This window comes from Sphingobacterium lactis (genome assembly GCF_011046555.1).
GTDB classification, from domain to species: domain Bacteria; phylum Bacteroidota; class Bacteroidia; order Sphingobacteriales; family Sphingobacteriaceae; genus Sphingobacterium; species Sphingobacterium lactis.
This window is the reverse complement of sequence record NZ_CP049246.1, coordinates 1,801,025-1,825,241: the sequence shown is the minus strand read 5'-3', so window position 1 is coordinate 1,825,241 and position 24,217 is coordinate 1,801,025. Positions and strand designations below refer to the sequence as shown.

Here is a 24,217-nt window from a genome sequence, read left to right as displayed (position 1 = left end):
TTTTCATTCTTTTATCATTTTATACCCTTTGCTGTAAGGCAAGTGCATAGAGTTTCATCTGTTTCACCATGGCCAATAAGCCATTGGCGCGAGTTGGAGAAAGATGTTCCTTCAATCCGATCTGATCGATAAAGTACAGGTCCGCATCAACGATTTCTTTCGGCGAATGCCCAGATAGGACCTTTACCATCAGGCTCACCAATCCCTTCGTGATCACGGCGTCGGAATCTGCTGTGAAAAACAACTTGCCATCTTTCATTTCGGGAAACAACCATACCTTGGATTGGCATCCCTTAATAATGTACTGATCTTGCCTATTGGCTTCATCGATCAGGGGCAATTCTTTGCCCAGTTGGATGATGTATTCGTATTTCTCCATCCAGTCTTGGTAGAAGGCGAAATCTTCGATTAACTCATCCTGTATTTCGTTTATAGTCATGCTCTATTTTTAAATTATACCAACATGGCAACGGCACGCTTTACGCCGGCCACCAAGGCATCAATTTCCTCTTTCGTATTGTAAACTGCCAAACTTGCACGGACGGTTCCCGGAATATGGAATTGATCCATTACAGGCTGTGCACAGTGATGTCCCGTACGAACGGCAATACCCAGTTTATCCAGGATTACGCCGATGTCATAGGGATGGGTACCATCCACAACAAAGGAGATAACCGATGATTTCTCTTTCGCTGTACCGATGAAACGGATCCCTTCGACCTCGCTCAATTTTTCCGTTGCATAGGCCAGCAACTCATCTTCGTAGGCCTTGATGTTATCAATACCCAAGTCGTTGATGAAGTCGATTGCCGCATTCAGTGTAATTCCGGCCTCAATATTCGGTGTACCGGCCTCAAATTTGAACGGAAGTTCGTTGTACGTGGTCTTTTCGAAGGTTACATCCTTGATCATATCGCCACCGCCCTGATATGGCGGCATCTTGTTCAATAGCTCTTCCTTACCGTAAAGCACACCAACGCCTGTCGGTCCGTACATCTTGTGTCCGGAGAATACCAAGAAATCAACATCCAGTTCCTGTACATCGATCTTGATGTGCTGAATGGCCTGTGCAGCATCGATCAATACCACAGCGCCAGCCGCATGAGCCAAATCAATGATCTCCTTAACAGGATTGATGGTCCCTAAGGCATTGGACACATAATTTACCGAAACCAGTTTGGTGTTTGCATTCAATAGCGATCGGTAGGCGTCCATATCCAGTTCACCAGACTCTTTCATCGGGATGACCTGCAATTTTGCACCCTTCGCCTCGCATAGCATCTGCCAAGGCACAATATTCGAATGGTGTTCCATTGCCGAAATGATCACCTCATCGCCTTCATGGATGAACGCACCGCCATAACAGGTCGAAACCAGGTTAATGCTGTCCGTCGTCCCTTTAGTGATGATGATTTCGTAATCATGCTTAGCATGGATAAATTCTTGAACCTTCCGGCGGGTCACTTCGAAGGCATCGGTGGAAATCTGGCTCAGATAGTGTACCCCACGGTGAACATTGCTGTTCATATCCGTGTAGTAATTTAGGATAGCGTCGATCACCACCTGTGGTTTCTGGGTAGTTGCGCCGTTATCCAAATAAACCAAAGGCTTTCCATTCACCTCACGTTTCAATATCGGGAAAGCTGCTCGGATGGCTTGTATATCTAGATTGCTCAATGTATATTTATTTTGATTTCAAACTACAAAGTTAACACTAAATAAAACATAATGGGCAACATATTGGTTATTTAAACGTAATAATTAACGGAATCTACGACTGGAGAACCATTGAAATTTGAGCGGAATAGTAGGAGAATATTCCCATCAAAATAAAACGAATATTAAAGATTTATTAAATATTGTTTGACTACCTTTGTTTCTAATATGCAAGAATTACCTTTAAACATACCAGAAGGCTCAAGAAAAGAGGTCATGACCTACTTGGAACCGTTCATGTTGAATGAGATGTCCGAGTATTTAAAACCCGTTGAGGACATGTGGCAACCTGCCGACTTTCTTCCGGACTCATCCCGTGACACTTTTTTCGAAGAAGTCCGCGACCTGCAGGAAAGCGCGCGTGAGCTCCCTTACGATTTGGTTGCTGTGCTGATCGGTGACACGGTTACCGAAGAAGCTTTGCCTACCTATGAATCGTGGTTGACCATGGTGGAAGAGGTAGACAAGAATGAACAGGGAGGTTGGATGAAGTGGGTCCGTGCATGGACCGCTGAAGAGAACCGCCACGGTGATCTATTGAACAAATATTTATACCTATCCGGACGGATCAACATGCGTGAATTTGAAATGTCTACGCAATACCTGATCCAGGATGGTTTTGATATCGGTACCGGAGCTGATCCATACCGGAACTTTATATACACCTCTTTCCAGGAATTGGCAACCAATGTATCCCATAGACGGGTATCCGGCCTTTCCAAAAAGAGTGGTGACAAGCTACTGGCAAAAATGTGCGGTGTGATCGCTGCGGATGAAGCACGACATGCAAAAGCGTATATGTCCTTTATCTCCCACGCGATGGCAGTTGACCCAAGTGAGGTGATGTTGGCTTTCGAGGATATGATGCGCAAGAAGATTGTTATGCCTGCTCACTTCCTTCGGGAATCGGGTGGTCCTCAAGGTGGAGCTTTCTCTCATTTCTCGGATGCAGCGCAGCGTTTGGGTGTGTATACCGCAGTCGATTACGTGGATATCCTGAAAGACCTGATCGCAGACTGGAAGATTGACCAAGTTACCGGCCTCAATGAAAAAGGTGAAAAGGCACGTGATTACCTGATGGCCTTGCCAGACCGGTTATTGCGCCTTGCCGACCGCATCAAAATTCCTGAAAAGGAATACCAATTCAAATGGATCTACTAATCCCAAAATAGCAAAAAGCCGCTACCAAGCGGCTTTTCTATTAATATACCACCCATCAATCTCCCCGCAGCGTTAAAACAGTTGCTATCCCCCCCCTTCTGCACTGATTCCGTAATCTTTATATCAAAATAGCTGTCTAAACTTTTACTTGTGCTAAACTTTGTCTACATTTACTTGTCATACTAATAATTGTTATGCTAAAAGAAAAGTACAATCAATATTCCTTCGTTCTGGACCGTACGGCCCGACGGGTGAAGCAATTTGCGCAATCTTCATTCAACGCAAATGGCATCGACTTGACGGTGGACCAATGGTCGGTCCTGAAAACCTTATATGAGCAGGAAGACCTGACTCATAAAGACCTTGCGGACCGCTGTGGCAAAGATCAACCAACGCTGACGCGAATCGTCGATCTGTTGATCAAGAAAGGAACGGTCATGCGTGTGGAACACCCTACGGATCGCCGTTGCCTGCATGTGCAACTGACTGAATTGGGCAAGGAGCAGGTGCATAACTTGGCACCCTTGGTTAAGGATTTCCGGATGAAAGCTTGGGAGAACCTGAGCGAGGAGGATTTTGAACATTTCACGAGAATATTAAATACAATTTATAAAAACTTAGAAACCGTATAGATATGATTACAACAGATATTTGCATTATTGGAGCAGGACCGGTCGGTCTATTTGCAGTATTTGAAGCAGGATTATTGAAAATGCGCTGCCATTTGATCGATGCCTTGCCTCAGATCGGCGGGCAACTTTCCGAAATCTACCCGCATAAACCGATCTACGATATCCCGGGATACCCGAGTATCACGGCTCAGGAGCTCATCGATAACCAATTGGAACAGATCAAGCCTTTCCAACCGACCTTCTCACTTGGCGAACGGGTAGATGCCCTACAGAAGCAGGATGATGGGTCTTATATTGTTGTGGGTTCCGAAGGCACACAGATCCACTGCCAAGTAGTCGTGATCGCTGGTGGCTTGGGTTGTTTCGAACCACGCAAACCAGAGTTGGAAAACCTGACTACCTATGAAGGCAAAAATGTGCACTACATGGTGAAGGATCCGGAAAAATTCCGTGATCAGCGCATTGTTATTGCTGGCGGTGGTGATTCTGCCCTCGACTGGACCATCTTCCTGAGCGATATTGCCAAGGAAGTAACCCTGGTACACCGTAGCGACAGCTTCCGCGGCGCACCGGATTCAGCTGAGAAGGTCTTCAATCTAGCACAGCAAGGAAAGATCAACCTGTTGCTATCCCACAACCTGCACAAGTTGAACGGCAATGGCCACTTGGAAACGATACATTTAACCAACAAAAGTAAGGAAGAGGTTGTTCTTCCTACGGATCACTTTATCCCCTTGTATGGCTTGAGCCCGAAATTGGGACCGATTGCCGACTGGGGATTGACCATCGATAAAAATGCGATCGCCGTGAATACCTTTGACTATTCCACCAATGTGGAACGCATATTCGCAATCGGGGATATCAACACCTATCCCGGCAAGCTGAAATTGATCCTCTGTGGTTACCATGAGGCTGCGCTTATGGCGCAGAGTGCCTTTAAATATGTATATCCGGAGCAAAAGCTGAGTTTTAAATACACAACCGTAAATGGAGTAAATGCATTCTAAGATGGAAAACACGATCACGATCAATGTAGAAGACAGGGACGGCAGTACACAAGAGGTGTTGGTCCCAACGGATATCAACCTGAGCTTGATGGAGATCCTGAAAGCATCAGAATATGACATCCTGGCTACCTGTGGCGGAATGGCGCTCTGCGCGACCTGCCATGTGGAGGTATTATCCGGCGGGGAGAACCTTCCTGCACCTGAAGATCAGGAGCTGGATATGTTGGATACACTCCCCGATTCGGATGACAACAGCAGACTTGCTTGCCAACTGCGGTTAACCGATGAGGATAATGGATTATCCATAAAGATCAAAGGCAGTTTACAATAAGTAAACAAATAGTGTACTTATAACACTTAGATGGTAGGCAATAAGTAATTGATAACAAAGAAGATAGCACACGTTTAAACAGATAAATCCAGTTTTACATAAAATTAATGCAATTTATTGCTGAATAAGACTGAAAAATGTCAGATATTTGTGCCTTATTTTAAAATTCTTATAACAAGAAAGTATTATGTTGCTAAATCGTTCTGAAAGAAACTTTCCAAGAGTAATTATTATAGGAGCAGGATTCGGAGGTGTAGAAGCCGCTAGGCAGTTGAAAAACAAAGAGGTTGAAGTACTGCTGATCGACCGAAACAATTACCATACCTTCCAGCCCCTGATGTACCAGGTTGCGACCGGAACTTTAGCATCGGATTCGATATCTTTCCCATTGCGTAAAATGTTCAAGAACCAGAAGAACTTCCGTTTCCGTCTGGCTGAAGTTTTCCGCATTGACCCTGTCCAAAAGATTGTGCACACTTCGGTTGCCGATTACGATTACGATTATTTGATCATTGCAACGGGTGCTACTTCCAACTTCTTCGGTAATAAACAGGTAGAAAAATATGCCCTACCGATGAAGAGCATCGTGGAAGCCCTGAATATCCGGAGCTACCTATTGCAGAACTTAGAAGAAGCCGTATTGCGCAAGAACACCGAGGACAGAGAGCGTTATTTGAACTTTGTTGTTGTAGGTGGTGGCCCGACGGGTGTGGAGCTTTCCGGAGCGATTGCCGAATACCAACAGCACATGCTGAAGAAAGATTACCCTGAACTTTCGACCTACGAGATGAAAGTATATCTGGTAGAAGGAACAGGCAAGATCTTGGGTGCCCTATCGGAGAAATCCTCACGCGATGCCGAGCGCTATCTGCATGAATTGGGTGTCAAGACGATATTGAATACTGTCGTAACGGATTACGATGGCAACACGGTTACCCTTTCCTCAGGCGAGAAAATTCCTACGAAAACCGTAATCTGGGGTGCCGGAGTTATGGGGCAGATGCCGGAAGGTATCAACCCGGAAATCATAGAACGCGGAAACAGAATCCGTATCGATGAGCAATGCCGTGTAGAAGGAATGGAAGATGTATATGCAATTGGTGACGTCTCTGCGATGATAACCGAAGACAACCCTAGAGGGTTACCTGGTGTAGCACCTGTGGCGCAACAACAAGGAAACTTTGTGGCAAAGCACATCGTCAACAAATTGGGGAACCAAGAAAACAGCAATTTCAAATACTTCGATAAAGGATCCATGGCTACCGTAGGACGCAACAGAGCCGTAGTAGATATGGGTAGCTTGCACATGAAAGGCTTCATTGCCTGGATGACCTGGATGTTTGTTCACTTGGTATCCATCTTCGGATTCCGGAACAGATTGGTCACATTCGTGAACTGGTCGATTAAATTCTTGACGAAGAACTCAGGTATCCGCCTGATCATCCACAAGTACGAACGCCCGGAACCAGAACCGAAGAAAACTGAAGACGTACAGCATTAAAAACAAACTAAATAAACTGCTAGGTCCTTTCGCAAGAAAGGGCCTTTTTTGTTTTTAATGCAATTCGATAAATCCGTTTAGCAAACGGGAATCGAATTGTTAAAAGATGTTAATCTGCAATTGCCAACACAAGAAACCATACTAGTCGGCGTTATAATAGCAAAGAAAAGCAAAAGAGTAATTGAGTATATAATTTCATAATTTAGGTTAATAATTGGTTTGGTAAAATCCTGAGGTTCCCCGCCTCAGGATTTTTTATTTGCCCTGCGCCACAGCTTGAACCTTTCTCCCCTGCCGTTCCTTCTTCTCTTGTACTCTTTCCCGGAATTCCATTCCCTTTCTCCCGACTTATTTTGTACTTTTGGTATTCCCACATTGATAATTTAAGATGACAAATAAAGACATAGCCAAAGTATTTAAACTATGTTCCCAATTGATGGAACTTCACCATGAAAACCCTTTTCGGACCAAGGCTATGGCGACGGCCTCCTTTCGGATCGACAAGCTTCCCGTTGCGGCAAGCAGTCTCGATCTGGAAGCGCTGAGTGAACAACCGAATATCGGCAAGAGCACAGCTGAAAAGATCCTGCAGGTCGTTACGACCGGGACATTTCCGGAGTTGGAGAATCTCCTGGCAAAAACACCGGAAGGAATTATCGAGATGATGAAGATAAAGGGGCTCGGGCCAAAAAAGGTGTTGATCATCTGGAAGGATCTGGAGATCGAGTCTGTTGGGGAGCTTTATTATGCCTGTAATGAAAACCGCTTGGTCGAAGCCAAGGGCTTTGGGCTGAAAACGCAGGAGGAAATCAAGAAAGCCATCGAATTCTCGATTGCCAGCCAAGGTTGGTTTTTATATGCGAAGGCACTGCCTTCAGCACAGGAGCTCATGGGCCATCTGCAGGAACAGCTGCCAATGGCTGCGATAAGTTTTACAGGTGATTACCGCCGTAAGATGGAAGTGCTGCAAAAAATCGAGATACTGATAGCTGCCGATATAGATGCTGTGGAACAGGCCATCCGAGCATTGGACTTCGAATTTGATGTCCAAGCAACGAACGGAAAGATCAGCTTTAAGGAGCAAAATGGATTTGCGGTCGAAGTTATTGCAAGCCCGGAAGTAGCTTATGCCAAGAATCTTTTGTTGACCACAGGGTCAGAAAAGCATATCGCCGCACTGAAGGAAATAGGCGAAATTCAGGAACTTGACAGTGAGGAAGCTATTTATAAAGCATTGGGCCTTGCCTATATCGAACCGGAGCTGCGCGAGGGCACAAATGAGATCGAGAAAGCAAGAACAAATGACCTCCCCCACCTGATTACCTATGCCGACCTGAAAGGCTCCCTGCACAACCACTCAACCTATAGCGATGGCGTGCATACCCTCAAGGATATGGCCCTGTACTGCAAGGAAGAACTGGGCTTGGAATACCTAGGAATCTGTGACCACTCCCGAACGGCAGTTTACGCCCGAGGGCTTGCCATTGAAACCGTAGAAGCACAATGGCAGGAAATCGACCAATTGAATGCCGAATTAGCACCATTCAGGATATTCAAGGGTATCGAATCGGATATCCTAGGGGATGGATCCCTGGATTATCCCGACGAGATCCTGGCGAAATTTGATTTCGTGGTGGCCTCGATCCACGCCAACCTGAAAATGGATCAGGAGAAAGCAACAAATCGCATCATCAAGGCCATTGAAAACCCCTATACCACAATTCTGGGTCACCCAACGGGACGACTTTTGCTATCGCGCGCCGGTTATCCCCTGGATTTCAAAAAGGTAATCGATGCCTGTGCCGCAAACCAGGTCGTTATTGAAATCAATGCCAACCCATTGCGTTTGGATCTGGATTGGCGATGGCACCAATATGCACTGGAGAAGGGCGTATTGCTCTCCATCAATCCCGATGCCCACCGAAAAGAAGGCCATCTGGACATGGAATATGGGGTATACGTAGCGCGGAAGGGCGGATTGACCAAGGAGAATTGCCTCAATGCGTTTGGTCTTTCCGAAATCGAAGCGTACTTTAACAAAAAGAAACAACCAATTATTTAGCGAAAGCATGATGAACATAAAACCTATCCTATTTGGAGTGCTGTTGGCTGCGGGGATACAGCAAGCAGACGCACAATTGATGAAAGCAAAGGAACTGTACACCAAGGCCGATTCCCTGCGTGGTGAACTTACACCGCTCAGGACCTGTTACGATATACAGTACTACCATTTGGATGTCCGCGTGGACGTGGAGAACAAATCCATATCCGGAACCAACCTATTCAAATTCAAGGCGGTAGATGCTTTCAACAAACTACAGTTTGACCTGTTCGATAACCTGTCGGTGGATAAAGTGGAATACCAAGGAAAATCCTTGCCCTTCAGTCGGGAATTCAATGCTGTCTTCGTCGATTTCCCCAGCACCATTGAAAAGGGTAAGGTAGATTCCTTTACGGTTCATTATTCAGGAACGCCGATTCAGGCTACACGTGCACCTTGGGATGGTGGATTTGACTGGAAACAGGATAGCCAAGGGAAACCTTGGGTTGCTACCGCATGTCAAGGTTTGGGTGCCAGCGTTTGGTGGCCAAATAAGGATCATCAGTCGGATGAAGTCAGCAGCATGTTGATTTCGGTGGCAGTACCCAATGGCGTCATGAATGTCTCCAACGGCCGCTTGGTGAAAACGGAGAAGTTAAAGGACGGGTACACCAAGTACCACTGGAAGGTGGACAACCCCATCAACAATTACAACGTTGCACTGAATATCGGCGATTATGCGCATTTCCAGGAGACCTATTCCGGAGAAAAGGGCCTGTTGAAACTGGATTACTATGTCCTTAAGGAAAATGCCAAAAAGATTGGGCACCTCAAGAAAAATGCGCAGGAAACCCTAAAAGCATTTGAACATTGGTTTGGGCCATATCCGTTCTATGAAGATGGTTACAAATTGGTAGAAACTGCTCACTTGGGGATGGAGCACCAAAGTGCGATCGCCTACGGGAACAAATTCATCAATGGTTACCTCGGCAATGATGGCTCACGTACCGGATGGGGCATGAAATGGGACTTCATCGTGGTTCACGAATCGGGGCACGAGTGGTTCGGGAACAACATTACCGCGAAGGACCTCGCCGATATGTGGATCCATGAAAGTTTCACGAATTATTCGGAGGCGCTATTTATCGACTATTTCTATGGTAAAGAAGCCAGCCAAGCATATGTCAACGGGAACCGTCGAGGGATTCAAAATAACAGTCCGATCCAGGGTCCGTACAATGTCAATAAGGAAGGTTCCGGTGATATGTACAACAAAGGCGGTGTGTTACACAACATGATCCGTACGATGATCGACGACGATGACAAATGGCGGGAAATTCTGCGCGGATTGAACAGCACCTTCTACCATAAGACAGTTGACTACAACGACATCTTAACGTATATGAATACACATTCGGGGATCGACCTGACGAAGACGTTCGAACAGTACGTGCAAACCAATAACATCCCGACGTTGGAGGTAATCGAGAACAGTCCGGGCGTGTTCATGATCCGTTGGATTTCAGCTGTTAAGGACTTCACGATGCCGGTTCATATCTTTGACAAAGATGGCAAGCGGAAATTGATTACGCCTACAACAAAATTTAAGATACACAGGCTGGAAGGACTGACAAAAGCGAACTTTAAGGTGGATACATATAATTATTATATTGGATTGTCCTTACAATAAATCAAGATAATTTTCGTTTGCAGTAACGAATCAGAAATTGCGTTATAAATTCGGCTACAAAGAATGATTTTTCTAAATTGCCCTTGATATAAAAACGATTTTTTTTCATTAGTTTTGCATTTAAATTACAAATAACATTTTCACATCTAAATGGGGCTTTTTAATTGGTTTACGCAAGAAGTTGCAATAGACTTGGGCACAGCTAACACCCTAATCATTCACAATGATAAAGTAGTAGTTGATGAACCCTCAATCGTAGCATTTGACCGCACGACAAATAAGGTTATCGCCATTGGTCGTCAGGCTATGCAAATGGAGGGTAAAACTCACGATAACATAAAAACTGTAAGACCATTGCGCGACGGTGTAATCGCAGACTTTACGGCTGCTGAGCATCTGATCCGTGGGATGGTTAAATTGATCAACAAAGGAAAGAGTTGGTTTTTCCCTTCCCTACGTATGGTCGTTTGTATCCCTTCGGGCATTACCGAGGTTGAGAAACGTGCAGTACGTGATTCCGCGGAAATCGCTGGAGCCAAGGAAGTGTACTTGATTCATGAGCCGATGGCAGCAGCTGTAGGTATCGGAATCGATGTGGAAGAGCCTGTTGGAAACATGATCATCGATATCGGTGGTGGTACCACAGAGATTGCGGTGATTGCCCTATCGGGAATTGTTTGTGACCAGTCTATCCGTGTTGCCGGAGATAACTTTGACTCGGATATCGTTCAATATATCCGTCGTCAGCACAACATCATGATCGGTGACCGTACTGCGGAGAAGATCAAGATCGAAGTTGGTGCTGCCCTTCCTGAATTAACAGATCCACCTGAGGATTTCGCCGTTCAAGGTCGTGACCTGATGACCGGTATCCCAAAACAGATCACTGTATCCTATACCGAGATTGCGCACTGTTTGGACAAATCCATCTCCAAAATCGAAGAAGCGATCCTTAAGGCATTGGAAATTACGCCGCCAGAACTTTCGGCGGACATCTACCAAACAGGTATTTACCTGACCGGTGGTGGTGCATTATTGCGCGGATTGGACAAACGTATTCAGGCAAAGACCAAATTACCGGTACATGTTGCCGAAGATCCTCTTCGTGCCGTTGTACGTGGTACAGGTATCGCGCTGAAGAATATCGGCCGTTTCAAGTTCTTAATGCAGTAATAAATTAGAATAAGATTATAAGTGCGCGATATAATGTTCTCAAACGTTATATCGCGTAGCTATTAAAAGACAACAATAATGAAGAACCTTTGGCTTTTCTTGGTTAGATACAACGCCTTTTTTTGGTTTATTCTTTTTTTTGTTGCCTCCCTTCTACTTGTTGTCCAAAATAACCGTTTCCAGCGAACTACCTTCATCAACTCCTCCAACGTTGTCGTCGGGTCGTTCTATGGCAAGTTGAATTCCTGGAAAAGTTACCTTGCCTTGGAGGAAACCAACAAGAACCTGGCTTTGGAAAATGCGATGCTCAACCAGAAACTCCAGCATTACATGCTGACGGATACCCTGGATTCGGTACGCATTGTCGACTCCATTGAAATGGATCGCTACCAGATTACCATGGCCGAAGTCGTGAACAACAGTATACATCAGAAAAGCAATTTCATTACCATCAATAAGGGCTCCCTGGATGGGGTGGAAACCGGATTGGGCGTCATAACGTCAAACGGGGTGGTCGGCATTGTCCTGAATGTCTCCAAGCATTTCAGTACTATTCAGTCGCTCCTGCACCCGGACACCCGAATCTCGGTCACCCTGGATACCACCAATGTCTTCGGATCGTTGGTCTGGGGCAATAATGTAGACCCCTCTTCGGCCTTGGTCAAGGACATTCCCAATCACGTTAAGGTAAAAAAGGGCATGAAGGTCTACACCTCTGGGTTCTCCCTGTTCCCGAAAGGAATCGAGGTGGGTTCAGTTAGTGAAACGGGCATAACCTCCGGGGGATCATTCCTGGACGTGCGCATCAAACTGCGGACAAACTTCGCCAACCTCAATCATGTGTATATCGTGAAAGATAACCTGGAAGCCGAGAAAGTAGAACTGGAAACAATGACGGAGGATAACAATGGGTAGGACGATTATTGCAAACATCATACGGTTCGTTATCCTGATTGCCATACAGGTCGTCCTGTTCAAGAATATCGGGTACTACAACTTGGCGAGTCCATTTCCGTACATCCTGATCATCTTCCTGTTGCCGATTGGCATTCCGAACTTCATGCTGTATATCCTGGCCTTCGTGACCGGACTGACGGTTGATGCATTCTACGATTCCGTCGGTGTGCATGCCGCAGCGTGTGTAGCTTTGGCCTGGTACCGAATATTCTTCCACCAGATTACCCTCGATGTCGATGTCCAGGGCACCTTCGAAACCCCCGCATTGGGAAATATGGGCTCGAAATGGTACCTCTCGTATATCGCCATCGGCACCCTGATCCATCACTTCGTGCTTTTCCATGTGGAATACTTTAGTTTCCAAAATTACCTGAGCACCTTGCTGAGTATCTTATTGAGTAGTATATTTACTATATTGTTAATCATCTTGATCAGCGTCCTGATTTACAAAAGAAAATCTCGCTTATTGAGTAATTAAGGAAAAGGATTAGTTCCGCATGAACAATAGTTACTTCAACCGAAAGTTCGTTATCCAAGGGATTTTCATTGCCATTGCACTTATTATTGTGGCGAGGTTATTTTATATTCAGATTATCGATGACAAATACCTCCTTTCCGCAAACAACAATGTCATGCGCAAGAAGATCATCTATCCTGCCCGTGGGGTCATCCTCGATCGGAACGGAAAGGTCTTGGTACAGAATGAACCTGTCTATGATATCATGGTCACCCCTCGGGAGGTGAAAGATCTGGATACGCTTCTGCTGTGCGACCTATTGGGTATCGACACGGCCGATTTCAACATCCGAATGAAAAAGGCGAAAGCCCATTCTCCTTACCGTGCTTCACAGTTCATGAAGCAGGTAAATTCTTCCGTCTATGCAAAATTCCAGGAGCACCTGTATAAATTCAGGGGGTTCTATCCTTTGAACCGTACGGTCCGCAGTTATCCGGATAGCATCGCCGCGCAGTTTCTGGGTTATATCCAAGAGGTGAACGAACGCGACATCGAAAAGTCCAACGGTTTCTACCGCCCTGGCGATTATATTGGTGCATCGGGTGTGGAGCGTGCCTATGAGGAGCTGTTGCGCGGCAAGCGCGGTGTGGAAAACCAGATGGTCGACGCACTGAACCGGCCGAAGGGCAGTTTCATGGAAGGAAAGTACGATACCCTCGCCGTAACAGGTGATGGTTTGGTATCCTCATTGGATAAAGACCTGCAGATCTTGGCGGAGAAGCTGATGAAGAACAAATTGGGATCGGTGGTCGCCATCGAGCCTTCCACGGGTGAGATCCTGAGCTTCGTGAGCAGTCCCTCCTATAACCCCAACATGATGGTCGGTCGGGAGCTCGGCAACAACTACATGAAGTTGCTGAATGACGAGACCAAGCCGATGTTCATCCGCCCTATTCAGGCCTCCTATCCACCGGGTTCGGTGTTTAAGGTCGTTGCGGCACTGACGGCACAACAGGCCGGCGTCATCAACGACCAGACGATATTCTATTGTCCGGGAGGTTACCGCTATGGCGGTGGACGCGCGATCATGCGCTGTACGCACGTCGATGGAGCGACCGGATTGGTCAAATCCATTAAGATGTCCTGCAATACGTATTACGGCTATGTCTACGCCAAGATGATCGACTCCCGTGGCATGAGCGGCCCTAAGGCCTACGACCTATGGCGCGACGCGTTGGGTAAGTTCGGCTTAGGCCATAAATTGGGCATTGACCTGCCGGGTGAGAAACCGGGATTGGTCCCTACATCTGATTTCTATACCAAACGCTATGGCAATGGTTCATGGCGTTCCAGCTATAACATTTCCCTTTCCATCGGTCAGGGTGAGTTGGGGATTACCCCACTACAGATGGCCAATATCATGGCTATCGTCGCCAACCGAGGGTTCTATTACCGCCCGCACCTGATCAAGGGCATTGGCGAGAAGCAGATCCTGAAAGAAGAATTTACTGAGAAGATTTTTGCTGGGGTGGATGCGCGACATTATGAACCCGTTATTGAGGGCATGAGCCAAGCGGTGAACCAGGGAGGAACAGGTGCGGCATCCCGCATTCCAGGAATCGAGATGTGTGGAAAGACCGGTACGGTACAGAATCCACACGGCGAGAACCATGCGGTATTCTTTGCCTTTGCCCCACGTGACAATCCGAAGATCGCCATTGCCGTATTCGTGGAAAACGCCGGATATGGTGGTACCTGGGCAGCGCCTATTGCCAGTATGATGGTCGAAAAATACCTCAAGGACACGATCTCCCTGCCGAAATACATACAGGATAGGATCTACAATGGAAACCTAATGCCGAAACCGAAGAAAGTGGAGAAAAAAGAAGAAACGGTAAAGAAGGATTCCACCAAGAAGGACAGCACCAAGAATGCACCGAAGAAGCAGACCCTACGGACTGCCGCTACGGAACCCAAGAAACAGCAAAAGGAATCAGCCATATTAGTACACCATAGCCAAGTAAGGAGAAACCATGAATAACCTACAAAAGAAGAGCTTTTTCGGTAGGATAGATTGGATCACGATCGGTCTGTGGTTGTCCCTATGCTTGATTGGATGGTTCAACATCCACGCCGCCGTTTATGATCCGGAGAACCCGGGCCTGTTCAACTTGGCAACAAACTATGGTAAGCAATCCATCTATATCTTTACGGCGTTGATCATCGGGATCTGTATCCTGATCATTGACTCACGATTTTTTATATCTTCCGCTCCCATCATCTACATCGTCGTCATCCTGCTGTTGGTGGCCGTATTGGTTGTGGGGCGAAATGTCGGTGGTAACCAGGCCTGGATACCGCTGGGGAGCTTCAGGTTACAGCCTTCGGAATTCGGAAAGCTGGCCACCTGTTTACTATTGGCCTACTACCTGAGCAATCAGACGAATAAGAACCCATCCATGAAGAACCTCTTCATCGGTGCGTGCATCGTGCTATTTCCTGTAGCCTTGGTGATGTTGCAGCCGGATACAGGTTCGGCGTTGGCTTTCTTTTCCCTGATCTTTGTCTTCTATAGAGAAGGTTATGTCAGCACCAATTTCTTGATCATTGGGGGTCTGGCAATCCTATTGTTCGTATTGGCGCTATTGATCAATCAATGGATCCTGATCGGCTGTATTGCACTCATCTGTGGTTTCTTTGCCTGGATGATGCGCAAGAAGCGTAAGAATGTCATCAATATGGCGATTCTCTTCGCCGTTTCCAGCGTATATATTCTCTGTGTGGATTTTGCCTATGAGCAGATCCTACAACCGCACCAGCGGAACCGTATCGATATTATCCTCGGTAAAATGGACGATCCCAAAGGTCAGGGCTACAACCTGAACCAGTCGATGATCGCTATAGGTTCGGGTCAGCTTTTCGGCAAGGGATACCTTCAAGGAACGCAGACCAAGTACAACTTCGTACCCGAGCAGAGTACCGACTTTATCTTCTGTACCGTAGGTGAAGAATGGGGATTTGTGGGTTCGGTGGTGCTGATTTCGCTCTATGTGGCGCTCTTGGTTCGGTTGGTCAATATTGCCGAACGACAAAGGACGGCATTTGCGCGGATATATGCCTATGGGGTGGCCTCTATCCTATTCTTCCATTTTTTCATCAACATCGGCATGACCATAGGGATCGTTCCGGTGATTGGTATTCCATTGCCTTTTATCAGCTATGGAGGATCTTCCCTCTGGTCATTCACGATCTTGCTGTTTATTCTCTTGCGCTTCGACTCCTCCCGAAAAGGAACTGTCGGCATATAAGGCTATAAACGATCCAATACCAGGCGGATTGCCTTGTCCACCACTTCTTGCGGATTGGTGCTAAATGTCTCGTTGACACGGCTGGCCAATATTGCATTGATGGAAATGGCGTGGTGACCGAACATATTCGCCAAGGCATAAATGCCTGCTGTTTCCATTTCCAGATTGGTCAGGTGCCTGCCGAAGATCTCAAAGGAATTCGCCTTTTTAATAAGGTCCGGATAGGTATTCTGCGAACGGACCATGCGTCCCTGCGGACCATAGAAACCTGGCGCGGTCATGGTGATTCCTTTCGGGAGATCAAAAGCAAACTGTTCCAACAACTTCTGGGAAGCCCGCCCGACATAAGGCTTGAACGTCAGGTCTCCGAAATGATCGATCACTGCGGCCTGCAATTGCACTTCCGGTTCGGTATATGGCTTTTTATAGTATTGCATCAGCGTATCGAAGCCAATGGCAAAATCCGATGCCAATACCGTCCCCATGGAGATGTTCCCCTGAATGGAACCGGACGTGCCGATCCGGATGATATCGAGCGACTTTATTTCTGGTTTAAGGGTCTTGGTTGCAAAATCAATATTGACCAGGGCATCCAATTCGTTCAGGACGATATCGATATTATCGGTTCCTATACCGGTTGAGATGACCGTCAGCCGCTTCCCCTTGATTGTGCCCGTATGGGTAATGAATTCACGTTTTCCTTTTTTCACCTCAATTGCATCGAAATATCTGGATACCAAAGGAACGCGGTCTGGATCACCGACAAATATGATGGTATCGGCAATGTCTTCGGGTAATAGATTTAGATGGTAGATGCTACCATCTGCATTGATAATCAGTTCTGAATCGTTAATCATATGGTCCGTAGGTATTTGATTTTGGCCTGGTCGACTTTCTCCAGTCGGCCAATAACTTCATTTACCTGTAATTTACGGATTTCAAAAGTGATTTTACAATTCGTATCAAAATCTTGACTTAGCACCTGTAGGTCGCTATCTTTCACGATGCGCATGACATCGTTCATCTGCATATAATCAAAGGCCACTTCGTAGACATCATTCACCGTTTTCTCGACGATTGTTGCGGCTTCTAATGCTTCTTGGGTGGCGGTCTTGTAAGCATTAATCAGGCCTGGCACCCCCAATAAGGTTCCTCCGAAATAACGGACCACAACCACCATGATATTGGTGACATCCATGGAAAGGAGCATATTCAGGATTGGACGGCCGGCTGTTCCGGAAGGTTCACCATCATCATTCACACGAAATACGGTCCGGTCCGGCGTTAGGCGGTATGCCCAGCAATGGTGCCTTGCTTTGGGATGCAGCGACTTTAGTTCGGCAATAATATCCTTGATGCTGTTCTCATCTTTAAATGGATAGGCATAGGCTATGAACTTGCTGCCCTTATCCCGGAATATGCCTTCGGAAGGTTCGTCAATGGTACGGTAGGTATCTTCAAATAAACTCACAGAAATGCTATTAATAATACTGAAACAATCGCCAAAAATACCCCAATTTTATTGTAAATGCTAAGCTTCTCCCGAAATAACAGGACACCGGCAAGGGCACCAACGGCAATTACGCCAATATTCATCCCCGTAAAGACCAGCGAAGGACTATCTGGGAGGGCACGGTGGGCCTTCATGTAAAACACAATATTTCCGAAATTGAACAGACCAAGTATTGCACCGTAACCCACAGCCTTTCCATCAAAGCGTTCTTTCCGTATGAACAAGAGATACAGCAGGAACAATAGGGCAAAGAACAGGGCAAGCACAAATACGATCCATAGGGAAGACATATAGGTTATACCATCGTGTTGGGCAATTTGCTTAAAAATAATATCGATGATGCCCATACCAACGAATACGAGCAAAGGGAATACCCAATAGGAACGTTCATGGCCACTTCCCCCTTTCTGCCAGCCGATGGAGAATACAATGGCAACCAGCCCCACCGCGATGCCTACAAATTTCTGCGGCAGGAACTGCTCATTCATCCACAGGTAGGCAGCAATCAGCGGTATGAATAAAGAGAGCCGTTGGGCAACCTCCGTTTTCACGATACCACCATACCGAATGGAAAGTGCAATACATATAAAGATAAAAGGCAAAAGGAAGCCCAAAGGGAGGTAAAGGTGCCAAGGTAAATCGGACGTCCAAGGGACAAGCTCAGGTTTCAACACCACATAGGTCAATAGCAGGGCAATCGGATAATTCCACACCAATAACTGCAGATAATTTATTCCCCGCTGCCTAGCCCATTTGATCAGGATGGAAACAATGACAGAGCAGAGGACAGAAAGCAGGATAAAAACCATAATAATATGCAATAATTTAAACCATCAGCAATACCGATGGTATACCATACGCAAATATATCCTTTTACCACATACCCTCCGAAATCGGAACGCACTGAACCCCTATTTTTCCGAAAAACAGGAAAAAACACATTCTCCAATGTTTAGAAATTATAAACAATTTATTAAAAACAGGTAAAAATCACCAAAATATCAAGCTATTAACACCTGATTTTTAAAATATTTTTCAATTATTTTTACAGCTATTTTTACAGCATTTTTTGAGCAAAAAATTAACACAATTTATTTAACTAAATAATCAACAAAAATGCTTTTAAATGTATTAAAACACATGTTTTATAAAATTTAAACTCAAAAAACACGTATAAAACATCATTTTTTAACCATATTTTTATGCATTTTTTAATCAATTTTTTATCCATTTTTATTGCATAAAAACCACTAAAAATGAATTATTTTAAAAAAACATTTTGCACTTATTTAAAGAAGCTCTATATTTGACAACAAATAAACGGGAAATGAACAATCAATACGGATATACAAACTTTTGGTTCTTTTATTTTTATAATAAGAGCAGGGACTAGTATATCTTATTGCGAAAGAAATATAGAGGTCCCTGCTGAAAAGTTAGGGACTTTTTTTATGACATTATCACAGTATAACACAACACATGAACGATCAAGTACGCATTGCCATCCAAGGGGTTAAAGCCTCCTTCCACGAAGAAGCCGCCTATAAATATTTCGGCCGGGAGATTGAGACCATTGAATGTGACTCCTTCAAGAAGACCTGCGAGATGTTGAAGCAAGGGAAGGCAGATTACGTGGTTATGGCGATCGAAAACTCCATTGCGGGGAGTATCCTTCCAAATTACAACCTATTGCGGGATTACCGCTTCCATATCATTGGCGAGGTGCACCTGAACATACAGCAGCATCTATTGGCTCTACCGGGAGTAAAACTAGCGGATATTCAATTTGTCGAATCCCACCCGATCGCGATACGCCAATGTGATGAATTCCTGAGTGATCACCCAGAATGGATCGTAAAGGAAGGAATGGATACGGCAGCATGTGCGAAGAAGATCCTGGATGATAAGCTGACCCACACCGCAGCCATTGCCAGCGAGGCAGCAGCGCAATTGTACGGTTTAACCATTCTTGAAAAGCGTATCGAAACCAACAAAAAGAACTCGACCCGCTTCCTGATCCTATCCAATGAATTGGAAGAGCAGAAGAATGCCAACAAAGCGTCCCTATCTTTCCAGACCTCACATTCCATCGGCGCATTGGCCTCAGTGCTGCAATGTTTTGCCGAACAGAACGTCAACCTCAGCAAGATCCAGTCCATGCCGGTCGTTGGCCGCAGGAATGAATACGATTTCTACGTGGACGTGGAATGGAAGAAACAGGCCGATTATGACGCGGCCATCCGCAAAGTATTGAAACACACCGTGAACTTCAGTATCATGGGTGAATACATCAAGAACGAAAAGATCTAAATCAACATAAATAAGTAAACAATCTAACTTTAATAAAATGAAACATTCATTAGACATTCTCCCTTTAAAATCTTGGTTAGACACAGGAGATAAGCCATTAATCATTGCCGGACCTTGTAGTGCTGAAACTGAAGAGCAATTGGTATCGACTGCACATTTACTAGCCAACACAGGTAAGGTGAATGTTCTACGTGCAGGTATTTGGAAACCACGTACCCGCCCGGGAGAATTCGAAGGGATTGGCAGCATCGGTTTGGAGTGGATGAAGCGTGCGAAAGAGGAAACCGGTCTATTGACCGCAACAGAGGTTGCAACAGCAAAACATGTGGAAGAAGCATTAGCCGCAGGAGTTGATATCCTATGGATCGGTGCCCGTTCAACGGCAAACCCTTTCACCGTTCAGGAAATTGCAGATGCCCTTCAGGGTGTTGATGTTCCTGTATTGATCAAAAACCCGGTTAACCCTGACCTATCCTTATGGATCGGTGCTTTGGAACGTGTGAACCGTGCCGGAATCAAGAAATTGGCAGCTATCCACCGTGGATTCTCTTCATTCGAGAAAACAGCATTCCGTAATGAACCGATGTGGGATATCGCCATCCAATTGAAAGCGATCGCACCAGAATTACCGATCATCAACGACCCGAGCCATATCTGCGGTAACCGTGAATTGATCCCTTACGTAACGCAAAAAGCGATGGACATGGATATGCAGGGATTGATCATCGAATCACATATTGATCCTTCAGTAGCTTGGACAGATGCAAAACAACAGGTTACGCCTGCTGCCCTGGCTGATCTATTGGATACCCTATCCATCCGTAAACCGGAATCTGACAACCCAGCTTTCGAGGATAAATTGACAGAATTGCGTGGACAGATCGACAAGTTGGATGACCAGATCATCAAACAAATCGCTGACCGCATGAAGATCGCAGAGAAAATCGGCGAATTCAAGAGAGACAACAACGTAACGATCCTACAGATCAACCGTTGGGATGAAATCGTTCAGAAGCGTATCCAATTGGGTAAGGCGTTGAACCTGAGCGAAGAATTCACTTCGAAATACCTAGAATTACTTCATAACGAATCGATTCGCAGACAGAACGAGGTCATGAACACTAAACCTGTAGCGGAGGCGTAATAATGGCGAAAAGCTTAGTATTAACGCATCCCTCAAAAACAATCAAAGGCACGGTTCAACTTACTGGCTCCAAGTCAGAGAGCAACCGTGCTCTTATTATCAGCGCATTGAGCAAAGGTGCCGTACAGGTTGAAAACCTGTCCGAAGCCGCAGATACCGTAACCCTTGCCGCAGCATTGCAGCAAGCGGCATCCCCTACGGAAGGCTATACTACGATCGATATCGGTCCGGCGGGAACGGCTATGCGTTTCCTGGCGTCATACCTCAACCTGCAAAAGGGAAATTTCATCCTCACCGGTACCGAACGGATGCAACAGCGCCCAATCGGGATCCTCGTGGATGCCCTGAAGGACTTGGGTGCCGATATCCATTACGAAAAGAAGAGTGGTTTCCCGCCCCTGCAGATCGAGGGTGGCATGATCCAAGGTAAGGACCGCATTGCTATCCAGGGAAATGTGAGCAGTCAATACATCTCCTCCCTCCTGCTGATCGCGGCCAATCTGAAGAAAGGCTTGCATATCGATATCGTGGGCGAGCTGACCTCCAGACCTTATGTAACGATGACACTCGCCATGTTGCAGGATTGCGGAATTTCCTACGAATTCACGGAAAACAGCATTCATATTGCGAAACAACCGTACAAGGAAACCACCATTTATGTCGAACCGGATTGGAGCGCCGCTTCCTATTGGTATGCGATGGTTGCTTTGGCAGAGGCTGGCGAACTCGTCCTACCGGGATTGAAACAGCACAGCCTGCAAGGCGATATGGCCATTGTGGAGATCATGACGCACTTCGGTGTGGAATCCAGTTTTGAAGCCGACGGCCTGCACCTGCGGAAAACAGGCAACCAAAGTTCGAAAACAGTATTCGACTTCAAGGAATGTCCAGACCTGGCGCAGACGGTGGTTGTTGTGGCTGCAGCACTGCAGCGCGATGTATCCTTTACTGGATTGGAAACCCTGAAAATCAAGGAAACCGACCGAATCCTTGCCCTACAGACGGAAATCGCGAAGTTCGGAGCGGAGCTGATTGCCGATGGGGAAACCTACCACCTGAAAACTGCGAACGTTCAGGATCCGGGAGACCTCACCATTGCTACCTATGAAGATCACCGCATGGCGATGGCATTTGCGCCTTTGGCGTTGGTGTTCAAGCAGGTGACCATTGAGGAACCGATGGTGGTGGAGAAATCATACCCCATGTTCTACGAACACTTGGAAAACCATGGCTTTGAACAGGCAAATTAGAGAATTATTAGTAAGCTAAGCGGATTTAGTAGCAATTTTTATATATTTACGGCATAATCGATTATGGCAGGAAATTCATTTGGAGATTTATTTAGGATTAGTACTTTCGGCGAATCACACGGAAAAGCTATAGGGGTAATTATTGATGGTTGTCCATCCTTGGTTGACATTGACGAGGAGTTTATCCAATCGGAATTGGACAAGCGCCGTCCCGGTCAATCCAAGATTACCACCCAACGCAAGGAAAGTGATACCGCCCAGATTCTTTCTGGTACTTTCGAGGGTAAATCGACAGGAACGCCCATTGCCATCATCATTCCGAATGAAGACCAACGGTCCAAGGACTATTCCCACATTCAGGATAAATTCCGTCCTTCCCATGCCGACTACACCTATCAGGTTAAATACGGTATCCGTGATTACCGCGGTGGAGGTCGTTCATCAGCTCGGGAAACAGCAGCGCGTGTTGCGGCGGGGGCAGTGGCTAAATTGTTCCTAAAGAAACACGGAATTGAGATCTTTGCACATGTTTCCGGCGTGGGTACCATCGAAGCACCCAACCTGGATGCAAAGGACCTGGCTGCCCTATTGGAAACAAGAGAGCAGAACATCGTCCGCTGTGCCGATCCGGCAACGGCGGCGGAGATGGAAACCTTCATCAACCAAGTCCGCAAGAATGGGGATACGGTCGGTGGCAGGATATCCACCATTATACGCCATGTGCCCGTAGGCCTTGGCGAACCCGTCTTCGACAAACTACATGCCGACCTGGCGAAAGCCATGATGAGCATCAATGCTGTACACGGTTTTGAATATGGATCGGGGTTTGATGGTTCTACGATGTTAGGATCTGAGCACAATGATATTTTCGTCAAGGATGGCGACAAAATAAGCACAATCACCAATTTCTCGGGCGGTATCCAGGGCGGTATCTCCAATGGGATGGATATTACCTTCAAAACAGCCTTCAAACCTGTCGCGACGATTATGCGCGATCAGGATACCATCAATGAAGAAGGCCAGGAAACTACCATTTCAGGAAAGGGACGTCATGACCCTTGTGTCGTACCCCGAGCGGTAATTATCGTTGAAGCCATGGCTGCACTGGTAATTGCTGACCATTTACTCAAGTATAAGGCCTATTCAACGCATGCACACTAGCAACTATATCCTATCTTGTGATATCGGCGGAACCCATATCACTTCCGCCATTGTCGAAAAAAACACATGGCAGATCCTCGAACATACTGTTACGCGGACGCATGTGAATTCCGCGGAAAATGCTAAATCGATTTTTCTTGATTGGACCTCCAACATGAAAGCCTGTTTGGCAAAAACAGAGGAACCTGTACTACAGGTAGGTATAGCAGCACCGGGTCCTTTTGACTACGAAAAAGGAATTGCTTTGATGAAGGGGCAATCCAAGTACGACAGTATTTACCAGATGCAGGTAACCCAACCGATACTGGATGGGATCGGCAAGGGCCACTTGGACATCCGTTACATCAACGACGCCGCCGCATTTTTACAGGGGGAGATCTTCGGTTGCGGATTGGAGCAGGAACAGCGCATTTTGGGCATTACCTTGGGTACAGGATTGGGCAGTGCGGTATGGAACAATGGCGAAAAAGCTTTTGATGCCGATCTGTGGGATACCCCGTACAAGACCTCTATTTTTGAGGAGCACCTCGTAACGCGTTGGTTCGTGCGTCGCTTTGAGGAATTATCGGGCTACCAGGAGAGCGGACTTCGCGAGATCCTGGAGCAACATGGCGACACCAAAGAAGTGCAGCAACTGCTGCAGGAATATCAGCAACACCTCTTGGATTTCCTTCACTTCTTCAGCCAAAAATATGATTGCCGCTTCTTTATTATTGGCGGAAATATAGCAAAAGCTTGGGACAGAATATTCCCAGACCCTTCCCTATTGCAGGATTATCGGATTCAGATAGGTAAATATCAGGAACAGGCCGCCATCATCGGTGCGGCAGCATTATTTTCTGAAACAAAATAGAGGAAATATCCT

At 46.2% G+C, this 24,217-nt stretch carries 22 protein-coding genes; 17 read left to right on the top strand and 5 right to left on the bottom strand.

Annotated elements, in window-relative coordinates; all coding sequences use genetic code 11:
• Positions 1-19: 19 nt before the first annotated feature.
• Complete coding sequence (locus G6N79_RS07875) at positions 20-439, bottom strand: SufE family protein (RefSeq protein ID WP_103907115.1); 420 nt, start codon at positions 437-439, stop codon at positions 20-22.
• A 14-nt stretch (positions 440-453) separates the two neighbouring features.
• The gene (locus tag G6N79_RS07870) at positions 454-1,677 is read right to left on the bottom strand and encodes a cysteine desulfurase (protein ID WP_103907114.1); all 1,224 of its coding nucleotides are present in this window, start codon (positions 1,675-1,677) and stop codon (positions 454-456) included.
• Between the two features lie 207 nt (positions 1,678-1,884).
• Here G6N79_RS07870 and G6N79_RS07865 point away from each other — a divergent pair, with 207 nt between their 5' ends.
• From G6N79_RS07865 to rodA, 12 genes are all read left to right on the top strand, one after another.
• Entirely contained in the window at positions 1,885-2,877 is a 993-nt protein-coding gene (locus G6N79_RS07865) for an acyl-ACP desaturase (RefSeq protein WP_103907113.1), read from the top strand.
• A 194-nt stretch (positions 2,878-3,071) separates the two neighbouring features.
• Positions 3,072-3,509 carry a MarR family winged helix-turn-helix transcriptional regulator gene (locus tag G6N79_RS07860; protein ID WP_103907112.1) on the top strand — a complete coding sequence of 146 codons (438 nt, stop codon included), beginning with the start codon at positions 3,072-3,074 and terminating at the stop codon, positions 3,507-3,509.
• A 2-nt stretch (positions 3,510-3,511) separates the two neighbouring features.
• A complete protein-coding gene (locus G6N79_RS07855; protein ID WP_103907111.1) occupies positions 3,512-4,516 on the top strand; it encodes an NAD(P)/FAD-dependent oxidoreductase in 1,005 nt (334 codons plus the stop codon).
• Between the two features lies 1 nt (position 4,517).
• Entirely contained in the window at positions 4,518-4,847 is a 330-nt protein-coding gene (locus tag G6N79_RS07850) for a 2Fe-2S iron-sulfur cluster-binding protein (protein ID WP_103907145.1), read from the top strand.
• A gap of 187 nt (positions 4,848-5,034) precedes the next feature.
• Positions 5,035-6,348, top strand: a complete 1,314-nt coding sequence (locus G6N79_RS07845) for an NAD(P)/FAD-dependent oxidoreductase (protein ID WP_103907110.1) — start codon at positions 5,035-5,037, stop codon at positions 6,346-6,348.
• 388 nt (positions 6,349-6,736) lie between these two features.
• Positions 6,737-8,410, top strand: coding sequence for a DNA polymerase/3'-5' exonuclease PolX (locus tag G6N79_RS07840; RefSeq protein WP_103907109.1), 1,674 nt, complete (start codon positions 6,737-6,739; stop codon positions 8,408-8,410).
• 7 nt (positions 8,411-8,417) lie between these two features.
• Positions 8,418-10,079 (top strand): M1 family metallopeptidase, encoded by a 1,662-nt coding sequence (locus tag G6N79_RS07835; protein WP_317046385.1) that lies wholly within the window; start codon positions 8,418-8,420, stop codon positions 10,077-10,079.
• A gap of 150 nt (positions 10,080-10,229) precedes the next feature.
• A complete protein-coding gene (locus tag G6N79_RS07830; protein ID WP_093098220.1) occupies positions 10,230-11,252 on the top strand; it encodes a rod shape-determining protein in 1,023 nt (340 codons plus the stop codon).
• A gap of 78 nt (positions 11,253-11,330) precedes the next feature.
• A complete protein-coding gene (gene mreC / locus G6N79_RS07825) occupies positions 11,331-12,167 on the top strand; it encodes a rod shape-determining protein MreC (protein WP_103907108.1) in 837 nt (278 codons plus the stop codon).
• On the top strand, positions 12,160-12,687 hold the full coding sequence (locus G6N79_RS07820) for a rod shape-determining protein MreD (protein ID WP_103907107.1): 528 nt from the start codon (positions 12,160-12,162) through the stop codon (positions 12,685-12,687). Before mreC ends, G6N79_RS07820 begins: the two co-directional genes overlap by 8 nt.
• 19 nt (positions 12,688-12,706) lie before the next feature.
• A complete protein-coding gene (gene mrdA, locus G6N79_RS07815; protein ID WP_103907106.1) occupies positions 12,707-14,707 on the top strand; it encodes a penicillin-binding protein 2 in 2,001 nt (666 codons plus the stop codon).
• Positions 14,700-15,974, top strand: coding sequence for a rod shape-determining protein RodA (gene rodA / locus G6N79_RS07810; RefSeq protein ID WP_103907105.1), 1,275 nt, complete (start codon positions 14,700-14,702; stop codon positions 15,972-15,974). The genes mrdA and rodA overlap by 8 nt, the downstream gene beginning before the upstream one ends.
• A 2-nt stretch (positions 15,975-15,976) precedes the next feature.
• On the opposite strand, the gene G6N79_RS07805 is transcribed toward rodA, so the two are convergent.
• The 3 genes from G6N79_RS07805 to G6N79_RS07795 are packed head-to-tail and all read right to left on the bottom strand — an operon-like array spanning position 15,977 to position 18,296.
• Positions 15,977-16,831: a nucleoside phosphorylase gene (locus G6N79_RS07805; RefSeq protein ID WP_103907104.1), complete on the bottom strand. Its 855-nt coding sequence runs from the start codon at positions 16,829-16,831 to the stop codon at positions 15,977-15,979.
• Entirely contained in the window at positions 16,828-17,445 is a 618-nt protein-coding gene (locus tag G6N79_RS07800; protein ID WP_103907103.1) for an IMPACT family protein, read from the bottom strand. Before G6N79_RS07800 ends, G6N79_RS07805 begins: the two co-directional genes overlap by 4 nt.
• A complete protein-coding gene (locus G6N79_RS07795) occupies positions 17,442-18,296 on the bottom strand; it encodes a DMT family transporter (protein ID WP_103907102.1) in 855 nt (284 codons plus the stop codon). Before G6N79_RS07795 ends, G6N79_RS07800 begins: the two co-directional genes overlap by 4 nt.
• Positions 18,297-18,966: 670 nt before the next feature.
• Here G6N79_RS07795 and G6N79_RS07790 point away from each other — a divergent pair.
• The 5 genes from G6N79_RS07790 (at position 18,967) to G6N79_RS07770 (ending at position 24,205) form a co-directional block, all read left to right on the top strand.
• Positions 18,967-19,797 carry a prephenate dehydratase gene (locus G6N79_RS07790; protein ID WP_103907101.1) on the top strand — a complete coding sequence of 277 codons (831 nt, stop codon included), beginning with the start codon at positions 18,967-18,969 and terminating at the stop codon, positions 19,795-19,797.
• A 37-nt stretch (positions 19,798-19,834) separates the two neighbouring features.
• A complete protein-coding gene (locus G6N79_RS07785) occupies positions 19,835-20,941 on the top strand; it encodes a chorismate mutase (RefSeq protein WP_103907100.1) in 1,107 nt (368 codons plus the stop codon).
• A 2-nt stretch (positions 20,942-20,943) separates the two neighbouring features.
• A complete protein-coding gene (gene aroA, locus G6N79_RS07780) occupies positions 20,944-22,191 on the top strand; it encodes a 3-phosphoshikimate 1-carboxyvinyltransferase (protein WP_200818815.1) in 1,248 nt (415 codons plus the stop codon).
• 63 nt (positions 22,192-22,254) lie between these two features.
• A complete protein-coding gene (aroC, locus tag G6N79_RS07775) occupies positions 22,255-23,352 on the top strand; it encodes a chorismate synthase (protein ID WP_103907098.1) in 1,098 nt (365 codons plus the stop codon).
• Positions 23,342-24,205 (top strand): ROK family protein, encoded by an 864-nt coding sequence (locus G6N79_RS07770; protein WP_103907097.1) that lies wholly within the window; start codon positions 23,342-23,344, stop codon positions 24,203-24,205. Before aroC ends, G6N79_RS07770 begins: the two co-directional genes overlap by 11 nt.
• Positions 24,206-24,217: the final 12 nt, after the last annotated feature.

What these genes read in the sequence shown, in the direction of transcription:
- G6N79_RS07805 (WP_103907104.1), bottom strand. Translation starts at nt 16,831, where the DNA reads ATGATTAACGATTCAGAACTGATTATCAATGCAGATGGTAGCATCTAC.
- G6N79_RS07790 (WP_103907101.1), top strand. Translation starts at nt 18,967, where the DNA reads ATGAACGATCAAGTACGCATTGCCATCCAAGGGGTTAAAGCCTCCTTC.
- rodA (WP_103907105.1), top strand. Translation starts at nt 14,700, where the DNA reads ATGAATAACCTACAAAAGAAGAGCTTTTTCGGTAGGATAGATTGGATC.
- G6N79_RS07865 (WP_103907113.1), top strand. Translation starts at nt 1,885, where the DNA reads ATGCAAGAATTACCTTTAAACATACCAGAAGGCTCAAGAAAAGAGGTC.
- mreC (WP_103907108.1), top strand. Translation starts at nt 11,331, where the DNA reads ATGAAGAACCTTTGGCTTTTCTTGGTTAGATACAACGCCTTTTTTTGG.
- G6N79_RS07820 (WP_103907107.1), top strand. Translation starts at nt 12,160, where the DNA reads ATGGGTAGGACGATTATTGCAAACATCATACGGTTCGTTATCCTGATT.
- aroA (WP_200818815.1), top strand. Translation starts at nt 20,944, where the DNA reads ATGGCGAAAAGCTTAGTATTAACGCATCCCTCAAAAACAATCAAAGGC.
- mrdA (WP_103907106.1), top strand. Translation starts at nt 12,707, where the DNA reads ATGAACAATAGTTACTTCAACCGAAAGTTCGTTATCCAAGGGATTTTC.
- aroC (WP_103907098.1), top strand. Translation starts at nt 22,255, where the DNA reads ATGGCAGGAAATTCATTTGGAGATTTATTTAGGATTAGTACTTTCGGC.
- G6N79_RS07835 (WP_317046385.1), top strand. Translation starts at nt 8,418, where the DNA reads ATGATGAACATAAAACCTATCCTATTTGGAGTGCTGTTGGCTGCGGGG.
- G6N79_RS07845 (WP_103907110.1), top strand. Translation starts at nt 5,035, where the DNA reads ATGTTGCTAAATCGTTCTGAAAGAAACTTTCCAAGAGTAATTATTATA.
- G6N79_RS07850 (WP_103907145.1), top strand. Translation starts at nt 4,518, where the DNA reads ATGGAAAACACGATCACGATCAATGTAGAAGACAGGGACGGCAGTACA.
- G6N79_RS07795 (WP_103907102.1), bottom strand. Translation starts at nt 18,296, where the DNA reads ATGGTTTTTATCCTGCTTTCTGTCCTCTGCTCTGTCATTGTTTCCATC.
- G6N79_RS07785 (WP_103907100.1), top strand. Translation starts at nt 19,835, where the DNA reads ATGAAACATTCATTAGACATTCTCCCTTTAAAATCTTGGTTAGACACA.
- G6N79_RS07840 (WP_103907109.1), top strand. Translation starts at nt 6,737, where the DNA reads ATGACAAATAAAGACATAGCCAAAGTATTTAAACTATGTTCCCAATTG.
- G6N79_RS07770 (WP_103907097.1), top strand. Translation starts at nt 23,342, where the DNA reads ATGCACACTAGCAACTATATCCTATCTTGTGATATCGGCGGAACCCAT.
- G6N79_RS07875 (WP_103907115.1), bottom strand. Translation starts at nt 439, where the DNA reads ATGACTATAAACGAAATACAGGATGAGTTAATCGAAGATTTCGCCTTC.
- G6N79_RS07855 (WP_103907111.1), top strand. Translation starts at nt 3,512, where the DNA reads ATGATTACAACAGATATTTGCATTATTGGAGCAGGACCGGTCGGTCTA.
- G6N79_RS07830 (WP_093098220.1), top strand. Translation starts at nt 10,230, where the DNA reads ATGGGGCTTTTTAATTGGTTTACGCAAGAAGTTGCAATAGACTTGGGC.
- G6N79_RS07860 (WP_103907112.1), top strand. Translation starts at nt 3,072, where the DNA reads ATGCTAAAAGAAAAGTACAATCAATATTCCTTCGTTCTGGACCGTACG.